12 protein-coding genes are annotated in these 16,163 nt (G+C 60.2%); 8 read left to right on the forward strand and 4 right to left on the reverse strand.

Translation table 11 applies throughout. The features are described from left to right. Positions 1 to 46: 46 nt before the first annotated feature. The gene (gene malQ, locus AB5Y71_RS08780) at positions 47 to 2,236 is read right to left on the reverse strand and encodes a 4-alpha-glucanotransferase (protein ID WP_185900021.1); all 2,190 of its coding nucleotides are present in this window, start codon (positions 2,234 to 2,236) and stop codon (positions 47 to 49) included. A 347-nt stretch (positions 2,237 to 2,583) separates the two neighbouring features. Here malQ and gap point away from each other — a divergent pair, with 347 nt between their 5' ends. Together gap and AB5Y71_RS08790 are read left to right on the forward strand one after the other, a co-directional pair. Continuing rightward, complete coding sequence (gap, locus tag AB5Y71_RS08785) at positions 2,584 to 3,579, forward strand: type I glyceraldehyde-3-phosphate dehydrogenase (RefSeq protein WP_005335708.1); 996 nt, start codon at positions 2,584 to 2,586, stop codon at positions 3,577 to 3,579. Positions 3,580 to 3,665: 86 nt separating this feature from the next. Beyond that, positions 3,666 to 4,532 (forward strand): D-hexose-6-phosphate mutarotase, encoded by an 867-nt coding sequence (locus tag AB5Y71_RS08790; protein ID WP_201942895.1) that lies wholly within the window; start codon positions 3,666 to 3,668, stop codon positions 4,530 to 4,532. A gap of 70 nt (positions 4,533 to 4,602) precedes the next feature. Here AB5Y71_RS08790 and nadA read toward each other — a convergent pair whose 3' ends face one another. Further along, complete coding sequence (gene nadA, locus AB5Y71_RS08795; RefSeq protein ID WP_368171410.1) at positions 4,603 to 5,676, reverse strand: quinolinate synthase NadA; 1,074 nt, start codon at positions 5,674 to 5,676, stop codon at positions 4,603 to 4,605. A 140-nt stretch (positions 5,677 to 5,816) separates the two neighbouring features. On the opposite strand from nadA, the gene AB5Y71_RS08800 reads away from it, so the two are divergent. Further along, positions 5,817 to 7,922: a methyl-accepting chemotaxis protein gene (locus AB5Y71_RS08800; protein WP_368171411.1), complete on the forward strand. Its 2,106-nt coding sequence runs from the start codon at positions 5,817 to 5,819 to the stop codon at positions 7,920 to 7,922. A 69-nt stretch (positions 7,923 to 7,991) separates the two neighbouring features. On the opposite strand, the gene AB5Y71_RS08805 is transcribed toward AB5Y71_RS08800, so the two are convergent. Together AB5Y71_RS08805 and AB5Y71_RS08810 are read right to left on the reverse strand one after the other, a co-directional pair. Beyond that, positions 7,992 to 8,447, reverse strand: coding sequence for an NfeD family protein (locus AB5Y71_RS08805; RefSeq protein WP_005354718.1), 456 nt, complete (start codon positions 8,445 to 8,447; stop codon positions 7,992 to 7,994). Beyond that, positions 8,444 to 9,367: an SPFH domain-containing protein gene (locus AB5Y71_RS08810; protein WP_005335703.1), complete on the reverse strand. Its 924-nt coding sequence runs from the start codon at positions 9,365 to 9,367 to the stop codon at positions 8,444 to 8,446. Before AB5Y71_RS08810 ends, AB5Y71_RS08805 begins: the two co-directional genes overlap by 4 nt. Before the next feature lie 197 nt (positions 9,368 to 9,564). Between AB5Y71_RS08810 and cysG the strand changes: the two genes are divergently transcribed. The 5 genes from cysG (at position 9,565) to cysC (ending at position 16,026) form a co-directional block, all read left to right on the forward strand. After that, positions 9,565 to 11,013: a siroheme synthase CysG gene (gene cysG / locus AB5Y71_RS08815; protein WP_201942889.1), complete on the forward strand. Its 1,449-nt coding sequence runs from the start codon at positions 9,565 to 9,567 to the stop codon at positions 11,011 to 11,013. Between the two features lie 72 nt (positions 11,014 to 11,085). Continuing rightward, positions 11,086 to 12,018, forward strand: a complete 933-nt coding sequence (gene cysD / locus AB5Y71_RS08820) for a sulfate adenylyltransferase subunit CysD (RefSeq protein ID WP_323911122.1) — start codon at positions 11,086 to 11,088, stop codon at positions 12,016 to 12,018. A 12-nt stretch (positions 12,019 to 12,030) separates the two neighbouring features. Beyond that, positions 12,031 to 13,458 carry a sulfate adenylyltransferase subunit CysN gene (gene cysN, locus AB5Y71_RS08825; protein WP_368171412.1) on the forward strand — a complete coding sequence of 476 codons (1,428 nt, stop codon included), beginning with the start codon at positions 12,031 to 12,033 and terminating at the stop codon, positions 13,456 to 13,458. Positions 13,459 to 13,462: 4 nt separating this feature from the next. Beyond that, positions 13,463 to 15,187, forward strand: a complete 1,725-nt coding sequence (locus tag AB5Y71_RS08830; protein ID WP_335811953.1) for an SLC13 family permease — start codon at positions 13,463 to 13,465, stop codon at positions 15,185 to 15,187. A 248-nt stretch (positions 15,188 to 15,435) separates the two neighbouring features. Next, positions 15,436 to 16,026, forward strand: coding sequence for an adenylyl-sulfate kinase (cysC, locus tag AB5Y71_RS08835; RefSeq protein WP_368171413.1), 591 nt, complete (start codon positions 15,436 to 15,438; stop codon positions 16,024 to 16,026). The last annotated feature ends 137 nt before the right edge of the window (positions 16,027 to 16,163 follow it).

Below are 16,163 nucleotides of genomic sequence, written 5' to 3' on the forward strand. Positions count from 1 at the left end.
CGAAGCCGGAGTGGATTTAGGTGAGAGCGCTGTGGGAGACAGCGTCTCAACGACTGGCCTCATCACGGGCTTGGCTCATCTTGCCAGCCAGTGCCTTGAGTGCCTCATTGGCAAAAATATCTTCCAGATCAGCGGAGAGCTTGCGGCGCCAGTTGGGGTATTCGTAACTGGTGCCCGGTACGTTGACCGGCTTGTCCATCTCCAGCCAGTCTTCCAGCTGGGTACTGAACAGGGCGCAGCTGCCGCGGGACATATGGATCTGCAGACCGTGGTTGAGTTCGGTGTTCATGCCGACCCAGTTTACGTCATGACTGATGTTGTCAGAGATGACCTTGTGGGCATGCAAGCTGTCGAGGATCCGTTGTTTGGCCTGGTGGCGATCAGCATACAGAGTCTTCAATACATCTTCATCCGGATACAGACCCAGTTGACGGCCGAGCGCCAGATCATCACAGTGCCAGAAGCCCTTGAGGGTCGGCATGTCGTGGGTGGTCAGGGCTGACATCGCCTGCTCGGTGTAGTGCGCCGGAGAGATAAAGCCGCCATCTTCCTTGGAGCGCTCGAAGAAGAACACCTTGTAGGAGTGGACGCCGTTCTCTTTCAGGGTCACGTCGATCCCCTCCGGCACGGTACCCAGATCCTCGCCGATCAGCAGGCACTGATTGCGGTGGGATTCGAGGGCCAGAATGCCCAGCAGATCGTTGACCGGATAATATATGTAGGCGCCCTTGGCGGCGGACGCTCCGGGCGGTACCCACCACAGGCGCAGCAAGGCCATCACGTGGTCGATGCGCAGTGCGCCGCAGGAGCGCATGTTGGCACGGAACAAGTCCACCATCGGCTGGTAGGCCGCTTCAAACAGCTTGTTCGGGTTCATCGGGGGCAGGCCCCAGTTCTGACCGAGCGGGCCAAGGATATCGGGCGGCGCACCGACCGAGGCTTTCGGGCAGTAGAGATCCTGGTTGGCCCAGATCTCGGTGGAGCCTTCGGAGACGCCCACTGCCAGATCCCGGTAGATACCCATCACCATGCCGGCAGCCTTGGCACGGGCATCGGCTTGCGCCAGCTGCTCGTCAGCCAGGAACTGCAGATAGAGGTAGAAGTTGACATCTTGCGGGTGCTCGGCCATCCAGGCGGCAACGGCAGGATTGTGGTAATCGCGCAGCTCCTGCGGCCATACCGGCCAGCCCCAGGCATTTTCGCCTTTGGCATAGAAGTGGGCCTGCAGGGCATCAAATGCTGCCTGCTGTTGCAGGCTGTCGCCACCGGCGGCCACGAAGGCATCAAAGGCGGCCTGACGCTCGGTGCTCAGGGTGGCTTCATCGAACACCTGACGCAGCATGCCGAGTTTGGTCTGGATCACGCCGGTGTAATCGACATTCTCTTTGGCACGCAGGTCGGCCAGATGTTGCTGGAAGGCTGGGCTTGCCACTTCCGCTTTCAGGCGATCGCTCTGCTGGAATTCGGGCACCGCTTCCACATTGATATAGGCTACGTTGAGCCAGCGACGGGAAGAGGGGCTATAGGGACTGGCGCTCTCCGGATTGGCCGGATAGAGGGCGTGGATAGGGTTGAGGCCGACGAAGTGGGCACCCCAGGCGGCGGCTTTCTCAACCAGTTGGCCCAGATCGCTGAAGTCACCGATACCCCAGTTGTGGCGGCTGCGCAGGCAGTAGAGCTGCACGCTCGGGCCCCATACCTTGCGGCCATCGGCAATTGGCGCCTGCTTGTAGCAGGCCTTGGGGGCGACGATGAGGCGCATGGTGGCCAGCGGCTCGTCATTGCCCTCTTCCAGCAGCACCAGCTGGTGATAACCCAGCTCAGGGGCCATATCCAGCGTGACGCGATAGGCCTGGCACTCCATCTCTTCAAATTCGGCCACGCCGACCAGCTCACCCTCGATGGGGGTGAATTGACCGGACAACACAGCACCCTGCTCCTGCTGGAGCTGCCAGGTGAGGGCGTCGTTGACGAATTCGATGGGGAGGCGAACCTCAAGGGTAACGGCGTCGCCGGTGCGAACCACCATCACAGGATCCAGCGCCCGCAGCCAGTGCTGGCGATGCTCCTCTTCCAGCTGCTGCACCAGTGCGGCCTCGTCATCGACGCGGTAGCCCATGGCGCCCAGCATGGCGGCCTTGCTCTCTTCTGATACCTGGGCCGGGTGGCCCCAGGCATCGACATACTCGCTGGCGATACCTTTTGCGGCAGCCAGCTGTTCAATCAGGGTGGTCATAGTTTGAGAATTCCCGCTGTGGATTCTATCTATACTATTTTGTTTGATTTTTATGGGGTGGTACTTGAACAGTGGCTCTTTGGCCATGCTAAACCGCGCACATTTTTACATATCTCTGTGAATGGTTGTGTGACCGAGTAGGCACTATTGTTGATATCTGCGCGATGTCACGATCTGGCACTTTTTTCGTCAAAACGTGGTAATCAGTTACATAAACAGAAAATTAATTTCACAGTTTTTCATGATATAGCGCAATTTCAGACAGAATGTTGGTTGACTCACCGGAGAGTTCTAGTAAATTTACAAGCGGAATTTTCTTTGACTACTGAACAGTTAGGTAACTAAATATGACTATCAAAGTAGGTATTAACGGTTTTGGCCGTATCGGTCGTTTCGTATTCCGTCTGGCTTGCGAGCGTGCAGACATCGAAGTTGTTGGTATCAACGACCTGATCGATGTTGACTACATGGCTTACATGCTGAAGTACGATTCAACTCACGGTCGTTTCAACGGTACCGTTGAAGTTAAAGACGGCAACCTGGTTGTAAACGGCAAAACCGTACGTGTTACCGCTGAGCGTGACCCGGCCAACCTGAAGTGGGGCGAAATCGGTGTTGACGTTGTTGCTGAAGCTACCGGTCTGTTCCTGACCGACGAGACTGCTCGTAAGCACATCGCTGCTGGTGCCAAGAAAGTTGTTCTGACTGGCCCGTCCAAAGACGCCACCCCGATGTTCGTAATGGGTGTTAACGACTCTACCTACGCTGGCCAGGACATCGTTTCCAACGCTTCCTGCACCACCAACTGCCTGGCTCCGATCGCCAAGGTTCTGAACGATACCTTCGGTATCGAGTCTGGCCTGATGACCACCGTTCACGCTACCACTGCTACCCAGAAGACCGTTGATGGTCCGTCTGCCAAAGACTGGCGCGGTGGCCGCGGTGCGGCTCAGAACATCATCCCGTCCTCTACCGGTGCAGCCAAAGCTGTTGGCGTAGTTATCCCGGAACTGAAAGGCCTGCTGACCGGTATGGCTTTCCGTGTTCCGACTCCGGACGTGTCTGTTGTTGACCTGACCGTTAACCTGAAGAAAGCTGCCACCTACGCAGAAATCTGCGAAGCGATGAAAGCTGCTTCCGAAGGCGCTATGAAAGGCGTTCTGGGCTACACCGAAGACGAAGTTGTATCTACCGACTTCCTGGGTGAGCGTCAGACCTCCGTATTCGACGCCAAGGCTGGTATCCAGCTGAACGACAAATTCGTTAAAGTTGTATCTTGGTACGACAACGAAATGGGCTACTCCAGCAAAGTTCTGGACCTGATCGCTCACATCTCCAAGTAATTTGGGATGCGCAATCGCGTAGCTTGAAAAAGGCGGCCATTGGCCGCCTTTTTGTTTTTCGGTTTCCCCTGATGACAGGAGTCCACATGCAATCCATTCGTCCCCTGACAGCCAATTGCAAGCTTGCCAACAATGCGGCCGGTCTGCCGGTTCTCACCATCAACAACGACTATGCCAAGGCAGAAATCAGCCTGTTTGGCGCCCATGTGCTGAGCTATCAGCGTCATGGCGAGCCAGCCTCCATTTGGTTGAGTGACAAGGCGGTGCTGGATGGCAGCAAGCCTGTTCGCGGTGGTATCCCGATCTGCTGGCCCTGGTTTGGCCCGGCGCCCGCCCGCGTCGGTAGCGGCAAGCCCTCCCACGGTTTTGCCCGCACCACCCTCTGGATGCTGGACGGGGTCTCCGATCACGCCGATGGCACGCTCGTTCATCTCTCCCTGCGCGACAGCGATGCGACCCGCGCCCTGTGGGATCACCCCTTCGAGCTGGAACTGGACGTGCTGGTGGGCAAAGAGCTTTCGCTGGTGCTGACCACTCGCAACACCGGTAGCCAGCCGCTGACTTATAGCGGTGCGCTGCACACCTATTTGCAGATCAGCGCACCGGAGGCGGTGAGCGTGAGCGGTCTGGGTGAGCCCTATGCCGACAAGCTGACCGGACAGGATGCCAAGCAGCAGGGTACATTGACCCTGAGCGGGCCGCTGGATCGGGTTTACTGGCAGCCAGAGGCGCTGGTGAGCGTGCAGGATGGTGAGCGCGAGACTCGGGTAGTGAGTGGCAACCACGACAGCGTGGTGGTCTGGACCCCCTGGCTGGAAGGGGCTACCGCCATGGCCGACATGAGCGACGATGGCTATCGCACCATGCTCTGCGTTGAAGCGGCCATCGCCGGTGATACGGGAGTGACCGTTGCGCCGGATGAAGAGCACAGTCTCTCCACCGTGATCATCTGAGCAGGATGAGGTTCAGATAAATAAAGAGGGCTCCCGCGGGAGCCCTCTTTGCATCTCGTGATGGCGGCAATCAGGCGTTGCCCTGGGTCTTGAGCTTGAGTTCGGCGGCGAAATTGAGCATGCGATCGAGGGGGATCAAGGCTCTGACCCGCAGATCTTCATCGACATGGATCTCGTGGCGCTCGGCACCGTCGGTGAGGGCCTCCTTGATCGCCACCAGACCGTTCATCGCCATCCAGGGGCAGTGGGCGCAGCTGCGGCAGGTGGCGCCATCGCCACCGGTCGGTGCTTCCACCATCTCTTTCTCCGGACAGGCCTGCTGCATCTTGTAGAAGATGCCCCGATCGGTCGCCACGATCAGCTTCTGCTGGGGCAGCTCCTTGGCGGCCTTGATCAGCTGACTGGTGGAGCCCACCGCATCGGCCAGCTCGATCACCGAGGCGGGGGATTCCGGATGAACCAGCACGGCGGCATCCGGATTCTGCTCTTTCAGCTCGCGCAGGGCACGGGCCTTGAACTCGTCGTGGACGATGCAGTGGCCCTGCCAGCGCAGCATCTGCGCCCCGGTCTTCTTCTCGATATAGGCGCCCAGATGGCGATCCGGGCCCCAGATGATCTTGTGACCCAGACTGTCGAGGTGTTCGACGATCTCCAGCGCAATGCTGGAGGTCACCACCCAGTCAGCCCGTGCTTTGACGGCGGCCGAGGTATTGGCATAGACCACCACGGTATGGTCGGGATTGGCATCGCAGAAGGCGGAGAACTGTTCGATGGGACAGCCCAGATCGAGGGAGCATTCGGCCTCCAGAGTCGGCATCAGCACCCGCTTGTGGGGGCTCAGGATCTTGGAGGTTTCCCCCATGAAACGTACCCCGGCGACGATCAGGGTTTGTGCCTCATGATCGCGGCCAAAGCGGGCCATCTCCAGCGAGTCACCGACGAAACCGCCGGTGGCTTCGGCCAGCGCCTGGATCTCGGGATCCGTGTAGTAATGGGCGACCAGTACCGCCTTGCGCTCCTTGAGCAGCGCCTTGATTTCTGTGGTCAAGGTCGTTCTCTGCTCGGCACTCAGGGGAAGAGGTTTGGCCGGAAAGGGGTAGTCCATCGCGACTACCGGCGGGACACTGCTCAGTGCATTGCTCATTGCGACTGTTCCATCAACGCTCGGGAAGGCAAAAATTATAACCAGAAGCCTGCCACAAACCCATCAACAAATCGGGTGAAGCGCAAGTGGGCGAATATACTCAAGTAATTCGTTGTTATTCTGCCATAAGGAGTTGTCGCATGAAGCAACGTTCCCTCAAGTTCAAGTTGTTGTGCCTTACCATGGGGCTATTTCTGCTGACCGGGCTGGCCATGACCCTGTTGCAATCGGCCTCTTTCAGCGCCCTTCGCAACATGGTGATGACCCAGACCAGCGATGCACTGGAAGAGGAGGTCTCCCGCAGCCTGCAGTATCAGGCAGAACGCTATGCCATTCAGATTGCCTCGCTGATGCAGAACTCCTATCAGATCCCCCTGACCGTGACCGCCCAGATTGAAGCCGGGATGGCCAAACCGGAACTGCGGTTGTCGCGCCCCCAAGTGGAATCTCTGCTCGGCAGCAGCCTGCAGCAGGCGAGCGGGATCAGCTCCATTTATGCCCAGTTTGAACCGGATGGCTATGATGGCGAAGACGGCAACTGGCTGGGCGGGGCCAGCCACTCGGTGGCAGGAAAGGGGAGTCTGGAGGTCTATTTCACCAAGGATCAGGGAGGGGCCGTCGCTCAGCAAGCGGTGGACGCCGCTGCCAGCGAGGCCAAGTTTGATACCTCTCTCAACGAGTTCGGCATTCGCAACAGCGAGTGGTATCTCTGTGGCCGCGATACCCGCCAGCCCTGCCTGATGGAGCCCTACCTCTACGAAATCAGCCCGGGCAACAAGATGCTGATGACTAGTCTGACGGTGCCCGTGCTGCGTGACGGCAAATTTGTCGGGCTGGCCGGGGTGGATATGAACCTGCCCATCTTCCAGCAACTGGCTGAAAACCTTGGCAAGAGCCTCTATGACAACAAGGCGGATGTGACTCTGGTCAGCAAGATGGGGCTGATTGTGGGCAGCAACCGCTATGCCGACAAGCTGGGCCGTCCACTCAAGGAGGTAGGCCTGACCCTGCCTGACGGTCAGCCGGTCAGCAGCGACAGTGACTTTATTCTTCATCAGCCCATCCGGGTTGAGGCAGCCAATACCCAGTGGTGGTTGATGATCAAGGTGCCCAAGGCGCTGGCGCTCGGCAAGGCGCACGCCATCAGCAATGAACTGGGTGCCCTGCTGGTGGATGCCCAGCGGCAGCAGATCATCGCCATGGGCGGGATTACCCTGTTGGTGTTGGGGTTGCTGGTCTGGTTTATTCAGACCATCACAGCGCCACTTTCTCTTATCAGCCGTCATGTGGGCCATCTCTCCAGCAACGAGGGGGACCTGACCCAGCAGATGGAGATTGACACCCATCAGGAGCTGATCGATCTGGGGGCCCAGCTCAATGCCTTCCTCGGCAAGCTGCGGGGCATGGTGCAAATGAGCAAGGGGATCGGTCAGCAGGTCTACCAGCAGGCGCGGGAGATGAAACATACCGCCGACACCATGCGCAGCAGTCTGGACGAGCAGAATCTGGAGCTGGAGAGCGTGGTGAGCGCCATGCACCAGATGAGCACCACGGCAGTCAGCGTGGCGGGTTATGCCGAGCAGGCGGCGCAGGAGTCGGAAGCGGCGACCCACCACATCAATACCGCCCAGCAGACCCTCAGCAATGCCCGCAACGAGATCCATACTCTGGTCGGCGATATGCATGAGGCGGATAAAGCGGTGGCGCTGGTGGCCCAGCGCAGCACCAATATCAGCCGGATCCTCGATGTGATCCGCGCCATTGCCGAGCAGACCAACCTGCTGGCCCTCAACGCCGCCATCGAAGCGGCACGAGCGGGTGATATGGGCCGTGGCTTCGCGGTGGTGGCAGACGAGGTGCGGGCGCTGGCCAACAAGACTCGTGAATCGACCGACGAGATCGGCCAGCTGATCGGTAGCCTGCAGACCGAAGTAAGCAGCAGTCAGCGTCTGATGAATACCGGCATCGAGCGCTCCACCACCACGGTGCAGGGTACCGAGCAGGCGTTCGAGGCGCTCAATCGGGTAGTGGCCCAGATCCAGCAGATCCACGACCACATCAGTCAGGTGGCTACCGCCGCCGAGCAGCAGAGCGCCGTCAGTGACGATATCAACAAGAATTTGATGCGGATTGGTGATACCGCCAACGTGATCGGGCAGGAGGCCAGCTCCAGCCATCAACTGAGCGAAGCGCTGGAGCAAGCGGCCACGGCGCTGGCCAGTCAGCTCGATCGGCTGCGTACCTGAGTGGCAGCCAGAGAGACAAAAGCCCGCGAGCGATCGCGGGCTTTTTTATGACTCGATGGCAGAGTTGTGTCAGTTGCGGGGTTCAACCAGCAGGATGTGGGAGTCGGCCCCCACTACCCTGACCTTGCTGCCCGCAGGCAGCGACTCGTCGCAGCGCACCGTCCAGACCGTGTCGTCCAGATGTACCCGACTGGTGCCTTGGGCGACATCATCCAGCAGGGTCAGCTCGCGGCCCATATAGCTCTGCATCCGCTCGTTGATGGTGCTGGCGGCATCCTGACCCGAGTTGTCACGCTGGTGCTGCCAGCGCCACCAGGCCCAGGTGGTGAGCAGGGATTGCACCGCAAACAGCAGCAACTGCGCCTGCCAGCCAAAGGGCCAGATCAGCAGCAGTAGCCCCACTTCCAGCGCGGCGATGCCGGTCCAGAGCAAAAATCCCACCGAGCCGAGCACCTCGATGGCCAGCAGAATGAAGCCGAGCCCCAACCAGTGCCAGTGGGTCAGCCCCTCTAACAGGGCTGTCATGACTTGCTGCCCTTGCCATCTTTGTTGAACAGCTCGGCCATGCCAGCCACAGAGCCAATCAGGCTGCCCGCTTCCAGCGGCATCATGATGATCTTGCTGTTGGGGCCTTCACCGATGCGGGCTAGTGCCTCGGTATATTTCTGAGCCACGAAGTAGTTGATGGCCTGCAGGTCCCCTTCCGCAATCGCCTGGGAAACCATATGAGTCGCCTTGGCTTCCGCCTCGGCAGCCCGCTCTCGCGCTTCGGCGGCGAGGAAGGCGGCCTGACGCTCGCCTTCGGCTTTGAGGATCTGGGACTGCTTCTCGCCTTCCGCTTTCAGGATCTTGGACTGGCGCACCCCTTCGGCTTCCAGTACCTCGGCCCGTTTCTGGCGCTCGGCCTTCATCTGGGCGTTCATCGCCTCGACCAGTGCCAGCGGCGGGCGCACATCTTTAATCTCGATGCGGGTCACCTTGATACCCCAGGGGGCGGTGGCGGCATCCATGGTGCGCAGCAGCTTCTCGTTGATGGTGTCGCGCTGGGAGAGCATCTCGTCCAGCTCCATGGCACCGAGCACGGTGCGCATATTGGTCATGGTGAGATTGCGGATGGCGCTGGTGAGATCGTTGACCTCATAACCCGCTTTGCGGGCATCCACCACCTGCACAAAGCTGATGGCGTCGATGGTGACGTTGGCGTTGTCGCGGGAGATGACCTCTTGTGCCGGGATATCCAGCACCTGCTCCATCATGATGATCTTGTGGCCGACCCGATCCACGTAGGGGATCAACAGGTTAAGACCCGGGGTCAGGGTGCGGGTGTAGCGGCCGAAGCGCTCCACCGTCCAGTTGTAGCCCTGGGGCACTATCTTGATGCCCGCGCTCAGGGTGGCGAGCACCAGGAACACGAAAATCCCTAGCACAATCAATGATTCATTCATCATTTAGCTCCTTATGAAACACAGTCCCTAGCCTATGGTCTGGCGTCAGGTACCACAAGTGACTTTGTACGCCTTTGTCATGAATTGGCTTTGCTAATTACCAAAACGCATTAAAAAGCATTTTTTATTATTTTGAGGGATAAGATGCCCTGCCTATAGTCGCCCCATATTAGTCGTGTTCCGAGGGATGGGCCGAAATGGATTATTTACCTATGTTTGCCAAGTTGGAAGGCCGCCCGGTACTGCTGGTGGGGGGGGGCGAGGTTGCCCTGCGCAAGGCGCGCCTGCTGCTGGCGGCCGGTGCCCGGCTGACCCTGGTCTCCCCGGAGCTTGAACCGGAATTTGCGGAATTCACCGGTCGTTTCACCCATCTGGCCGAGCGCTTCACCCCGGCCCATCTGGCTGGTCAGATCCTGGTCGTTGCCGCTACAGACAATCTCGAAGTCAACGCCCTCGTTTATCAGAGCGCCAACCAACTGGGTCTGTTCGTCAACGTGGTGGATGACCCCAAGCGCTCCAGCTTTATCTTTCCCTCGATCATCGATCGTTCGCCGCTGATGGTGGCGGTCTCCAGCGGTGGCAAGGCGCCGGTGCTGGTGCGCCTGTTGCGCGAGCGGTTGGAGAGCCTGCTGCCGCGCCATCTCGGCGGGCTGACCGAGCTCTCCGGCCGGGTCCGTGACAAGGCCAAGCGTGTGCTCTCCTCGATTTCCGATCGCCGCCGCTTCTGGGAGCGCGCCTTTGCCTCCAACACCCTCGCCAGCCTGATTGAAAAAGAGGATTGGCAAGGTGCCGAGCAGTGGCTGAGCGATGGCCTCGACCAAGCGAAAAGCGAAGTGGGCGAGGTGGTATTGGTCGGCGCGGGCCCCGGTGACCCGGGCCTCTTGACCCTCAAGGCGCTGCAACAGATTCAACAGGCTGAAGTGGTGCTCTACGACCAGCTGGTCTCGCCTGAGATCCTCGATCTGGTGCGCCGCGATGCCACTCTGGTGTCGGTCGGCAAGAAGGCGGGCGCCCACAGCGTGCCGCAGGAGGAGACCAATCGCCTGCTGGTGGACTACGCCAAGGCGGGCAACCGGGTGGTGCGACTTAAAGGGGGCGATCCCTTCATGTTTGGCCGTGGTGGCGAGGAGCTGGAAGTGCTGGCCGATGAAGGCATCCCCTTCTCGGTGGTGCCCGGCATCACGGCTGCTGCCGGTGCTACCGCCTATGCCGGTATTCCGCTCACTCACCGTGATTACGCCCAGAGCGCCGTCTTTATCACTGGTCATTGCCAGAAAGAGGGCAAGGAGCCCGACTGGCAGCAGCTCGCCGCCACCAGTCAGACCCTGGTCATCTACATGGGGCTGATGCGCTCCGAGCATATCCAGCAGCAGCTGGTGGAACACGGCCGAAGCCAAGCCACCCCCATCGCCATCATCGAGCGCGGCACCACATCCCGTCAGCGGGTGCTGACCGGCACGCTGGCCGACTTGGCCGAGCTGGCCAAACAGGCGGTGAGCCCGTCGCTTATCGTCATCGGCGAAGTGGTTGCCCTGCGTGAGCGGCTCGCCTGGTTTGGAGAAAAGAGCGGAGAAAAAAGCGGCGAGCAGCAGCGCGCTAACCCGGATCTCGATGGCTGCGACCTCAAGCTGGTGCAGCTGGCCTGACCGAGAAAGAGATATTTGATGCGGCTGCTGGTGCGGCCGTGCACTGAACCACCCAGCGCCCCGAGCAGGCGCATAAGCAATGACCCGAGGACCAACATGGACCGTGAAAGATTGACGCACTTGCAGCAGCTGGAAGCCGAGAGCATCCATATCATCCGCGAGGTGGCTGCCGAATTTGAAAACCCGGTGATGATGTACTCCATCGGCAAGGACTCCTCCGTCATGCTGCATCTGGCCCGCAAGGCCTTCTATCCGGGCAAGATCCCGTTCCCCTTGCTCCACGTCGATACCGACTGGAAGTTCAAGGAGATGATCAAGTTCCGCGACGAGACCGCCAAAAAGTACGGGCTGGATCTGATCGTCCACAAGAACCCGGATGGCCTCGCCATGGGCATCAACCCCTTCGTGCACGGCAGCGGCAAGCACACCGACATCATGAAGACCGAGGGGCTCAAGCAGGCGCTCAACAAATACGGCTTCGACGCCGCCTTCGGTGGCGCCCGTCGCGACGAGGAGAAGTCCCGCGCCAAGGAGCGGGTCTACTCCTTCCGTGACAAGTCTCACCGCTGGGATCCGAAGAACCAGCGTCCGGAGCTGTGGCGGGTCTACAACAGCCAGGTCAACAAGGGGGAGAGCATCCGGGTGTTCCCGCTCTCCAACTGGACCGAGCTGGATATCTGGCAATACATCTATCTGGAAAAGATCGACATAGTGCCGCTCTACTTCGCCGCTTACCGTCCGGTGGTGGAGCGCAACGGCATCAAGATCATGGTGGATGACGAGCGCATGCCGCTGACCGCCGAGGATGAGGTGAAGCAGGAGCTGGTGCGCTTCCGCACCCTCGGCTGCTACCCGCTGACCGGGGCCATCGAATCCGATGCCACCACCTTGCCGGAAATTATTGAAGAGATGCTGCTCACCACCTCGAGCGAGCGGCAAGGGCGGCTGATTGACCACGATCAGGCCGGCTCCATGGAGCAGAAGAAGCGTCAGGGATATTTCTAAGGAGTCGTCAGCATGAACAGCCATATTCAGACCGCCATCACCGAACAGGGCATCGAAGCCTACCTGCACGCCCAGCAACACAAGAGTCTGCTGCGTTTTCTCACCTGCGGCAGCGTGGATGACGGCAAGAGCACCCTTATCGGTCGCCTGCTGCACGACTCCCAGCAGATTTATGAAGATCAGCTCAAAGCGCTGGAGTCCGACAGCCAGAAGCTCGGCACCACCGGCGAGAAGCTGGACCTGGCGCTGCTGGTGGATGGCCTGCAAGCAGAGCGCGAGCAGGGCATCACCATCGACGTGGCCTACCGCTATTTCTCCACCGCCAAGCGCAAATTTATCATCTCGGATACCCCGGGCCATGAGCAGTACACTCGCAACATGGCCACCGGCGCCTCCACCTGCGATCTGGCCATCATCCTGATCGACGCCCGCAAAGGCGTGCTGGATCAGACCCGCCGCCACAGCTTTATTGCGAGCCTCTTGGGCATCAAGCAGTTCGTGGTGGCGGTCAACAAGATGGATCTGGTGGAGTTCAGCCAAGAGGTGTTCGAGCGCATCAGCGCCGAATATCGCGAGTTCGCCAAAAAGCTCAGCGTCGACACCATCCATATCGTGCCGGTCTCGGCACTGGACGGTGACAACGTGGTCAACCAGAGCGACAAGCTGGCTTGGTATCAGGGCGAAACCCTGCTTGCTCTGCTGGAGTCTGCCGAGGTTGAGCGCGAGCTGGAGCGCCATCCGGTGCGCCTGCCGGTGCAGTATGTGAACCGCCCCAACCTCGATTTTCGCGGCTTTGCGGGCACGCTCGCCTCCGGCATTCTGCGGGTGGGCGACCGGCTTGCGGTGCTGCCGTCGGGCAAGGAGAGCACCGTGACCCGCATCGTCACCTTCGACGGGGATCTGGAGTACGCCCTGCCGGGTCAGGCCATCACGGTCACCTTTGCCGATGAGATCGACATCAGCCGCGGCGACCTGCTGGTGGATGCCGCCAAGCAGCCGCAAGTGACCCAGAATGTGCTGGCCCATATCGTCTGGATGGGGGAGGAGTCCCTGCAACCGGATCGGGTCTACGACGTCAAGCTGGCCACCAAGAAGAGTCGCGGTCAGGTGGATGCCATTCGCCACCGCATCGAGATCAACAAGCTGGACGAGTTGCCCGCCAGCGAGCTCAAGCTCAACGAGATCGGCCTGTGCGAGCTGAGCCTCACCGACCCGGTGGCGTTCGACCCGTATCAGGAGATCCGCGATACCGGCAGCTTTATCCTGATCGACCGGCTGACCAACGTCACCGTCGGCGCCGGCATGATAGTGGAAGGCTTGGCCGCGAAAGCGGTAAAAGGGCACTACAGCGAGTTCGAAATCGAGCTCAATGCGCTGGTGCGCAAGCACTTCCCGCACTGGCAAGCCCTTGCCATCGGTAACGACACAGGCAAGGAGTAAGCCCATGACCTGGCAACAATTCCTGGTGCTGGGTCTGCTGGCTGCTCTCGTGGCCCTGCTGATCCAGGGCAAACTCCGCCCGGCGCTGCTTTTCTCGGGCGCCGTGCTCATCACCTACCTGAGCGGGCTGGCGGATATCAACGCCGTGGTGGCGGGCTACACCAACAGTGCCCTGCTGACGCTGGTGCTGTTGCTGCTGGTGTCGCTGGCGGTGGAGAAGACCCGCATCATGAGCTGGTTCGCCAATCTGGTGGGCACGGGTTCATTCAACAAGGTGCTGGTGAAGGTGTGGTTCTCCACCGCCTTCCTGTCGGCCTTCGTCAACAACACCGCCGTGGTGGCCTCCATGCTGGGAGCGGTCAAACGCAACCCCAACCATGCGCCCTCCCGGCTGCTGCTGCCCATGTGCTTCGCGGCCACCTTTGGTGGGGTGCTGACCCTGATCGGCACCTCCACCAACCTGATCGTCAACAGCTTCCTCATCAAGATGGGGGCGCCGCCGCTCGGCATGTTCGACTTCTTTATGGTGGGGGCGGGTACCCTGCTGACCGGTCTGGTGGCCGTGCTGCTGTTTGCTCGTCACCTGCCGGAGCAGGATACCGAGATGAGCAGCGAATCCGGCTACTTTCTCGAGGCCAAGGTGGGCGCCGGTTCACCGCTGGCGGGGCGCAGCGTCAAGGAGAACGGCCTGCGCAGCCTGAAAAGCCTCTATCTGGCGGAAATTATTCGCGGCGATCAGGTGATCTGCCCGGTGCAGCCGGAACACGAGCTGCACGAAGGGGATGTGCTGCTGTTTTGCGGCGATGTGGAGAGCGTCGGCGTATTGCAGGAGATGAAAGGGCTGGATCTCTACGGTCAGCACCGCCTCAACGGCCAGCATCTGGTGGAGGTGATCGTCAGCCACAGCTCGCGGCTGGTGGGTCAGACCATCAAGGATGCCGAGTTTCGCACCCACTTCGATGCGGTGGTGCTGGCGGTACGCCGCGGCGAAACCCAGCTCACCGGTGGCCTTGGCCAGATTGAGCTGCATGCCGGTGATACCCTGCTGCTGGCCCCCGGCCCCCAGTTTGCCCGCAACAAATCGCTGGGGCGGGAGTTTGTGGTGGTGAGCGGGCTGGAAGCCTCCACCCGCCTCGATGGCAAGCGCAGCGCCGCCGTGGTGTTGGGGTTTCTCGGGGTGCTGGCGCTCTCGGTGTTTGATCTGGTGCCGCTGTTCAAGGGGTTGCTGCTGATGCTGGTGGCGCTGCTGCTCACCCGCATTCTGACTCTGGACGAGATCCGCCGCCGCTTCCCGCTGGATATCTGGCTGGTGGTGGGCGGGGCGCTCGCCATCGCCGATCAGCTGGAAAAGAGCGGGCTGGCCAAGCTTATCGCCGACTGGCTGATGGGGGAGTTCAACGGTGCCAGCCCCATCATCGCCTTTATCGGTATCTATCTGTTTACGCTGGTGCTGACCGAACTGATGAGCAATAACGCTGCCGCTGCGCTGGCCTTCCCCATGGGTTACCAGCTGGCGCTCAGCATGGATGTCTCGACCATGCCGTTTATTCTGGCGGTGCTGTTCGGGGCCAGCTCCAGCTTTATCCTGCCCTATGGCTACCAGACCAACCTGATGGTCTATGCCGCGGGCAACTACAAGATGCCGGACTACCTCAAGCTGGCCCTGCCGGTCTCGCTGGCCTATAGCCTAGGGGTGATTGTGATGGTGCCCCTGCTGTTTCCGTTTTAAGGCGTAAGTGCCAATCAAGGGGTGTTGGGTGAGCAATACCATGGCACCAGCACGTTGTCGGCTGATGGTCCGAGGCGGCTCCCCGTGGTGCCGGACAGTTTTAGTTTTGAGGCGTGAGCGCCAAGCAAGGAGTGTGGGATGAGCAATGCCATGGCATCAGCAAGTTGTCGGCGGATAGTCCGAGGCGGCTCCCTGTGGTGCCGGACCGTTTAAGTTTTGAGGCGTGAGCGCCAATCAAGGAGTGTTGGATGAGCAATATCGTGTGGCACAAGCATGCCGTCGACAAACAGAGCCGGGCCGAGCTTAAAGGGCAAAAACCGCTGGTGATCTGGTTTACCGGGCTATCGGGGGCGGGCAAATCGACCCTGGCGGGGGCGCTGGAGCAGGCGCTGGCGGCACAAGGCAAGCACACCTATCTGCTGGATGGGGACAATGTGCGCCACGGCCTCTGTGGCGATCTCGGTTTCGATGATACGGCCCGTCAGGAGAATATCCGCCGGGTCGGCGAGGTGGCGAAACTGATGCTGGATGCGGGCCTGATCGTGCTCACCGCCTTTATCTCGCCATTTCGTGCCGAGCGCGAGCTGGTGCGCAATCTCTTGGGGGAAGGGGAGTTTGTCGAGGTCTTTGTCGATGCGCCGCTCGCCATCTGTGAAGAGCGCGACCCCAAGGGGCTCTACAAAAAGGCGCGGGCAGGGGAAATTACGAATTTTACCGGTATCGACTCCGCCTACGAGGCACCGGAGCAGCCGGAAATCCATCTGCTCAACGCCGGCAAGCCGGTCGCTGCGCTGGTGGATGAGCTGCTGACAGCCCTGCGGCAGGGGAACTGCCTGTAGCTGGATCGGAAGAACCTATAACAAGCGCCCGGCGGCCGGTCAGTTGGCCACCACAGGCGCTGATGGGCTGGCTGCAGCCACTATAAGCAAAAGTTGGGTCATTATCGGAAAACCCATAAATCCAGCTTATAGTGGCA

Origin of the sequence: Aeromonas sp. R9-2, from assembly GCF_040908025.1 — a bacterium.
Classification (GTDB): Bacteria; Pseudomonadota; Gammaproteobacteria; order Enterobacterales; family Aeromonadaceae; genus Aeromonas; species Aeromonas veronii.

What these genes read in the sequence shown, in the direction of transcription:
- nadA (WP_368171410.1), bottom strand. Translation starts at nt 5,676, where the DNA reads ATGAGCAATGCACTGAGCAGTGTCCCGCCGGTAGTCGCGATGGACTAC.
- cysG (WP_201942889.1), top strand. Translation starts at nt 9,565, where the DNA reads ATGGATTATTTACCTATGTTTGCCAAGTTGGAAGGCCGCCCGGTACTG.
- AB5Y71_RS08810 (WP_005335703.1), bottom strand. Translation starts at nt 9,367, where the DNA reads ATGAATGAATCATTGATTGTGCTAGGGATTTTCGTGTTCCTGGTGCTC.
- cysN (WP_368171412.1), top strand. Translation starts at nt 12,031, where the DNA reads ATGAACAGCCATATTCAGACCGCCATCACCGAACAGGGCATCGAAGCC.
- cysC (WP_368171413.1), top strand. Translation starts at nt 15,436, where the DNA reads ATGAGCAATATCGTGTGGCACAAGCATGCCGTCGACAAACAGAGCCGG.
- AB5Y71_RS08805 (WP_005354718.1), bottom strand. Translation starts at nt 8,447, where the DNA reads ATGACAGCCCTGTTAGAGGGGCTGACCCACTGGCACTGGTTGGGGCTC.
- AB5Y71_RS08800 (WP_368171411.1), top strand. Translation starts at nt 5,817, where the DNA reads ATGAAGCAACGTTCCCTCAAGTTCAAGTTGTTGTGCCTTACCATGGGG.
- malQ (WP_185900021.1), bottom strand. Translation starts at nt 2,236, where the DNA reads ATGACCACCCTGATTGAACAGCTGGCTGCCGCAAAAGGTATCGCCAGC.
- AB5Y71_RS08830 (WP_335811953.1), top strand. Translation starts at nt 13,463, where the DNA reads ATGACCTGGCAACAATTCCTGGTGCTGGGTCTGCTGGCTGCTCTCGTG.
- AB5Y71_RS08790 (WP_201942895.1), top strand. Translation starts at nt 3,666, where the DNA reads ATGCAATCCATTCGTCCCCTGACAGCCAATTGCAAGCTTGCCAACAAT.
- gap (WP_005335708.1), top strand. Translation starts at nt 2,584, where the DNA reads ATGACTATCAAAGTAGGTATTAACGGTTTTGGCCGTATCGGTCGTTTC.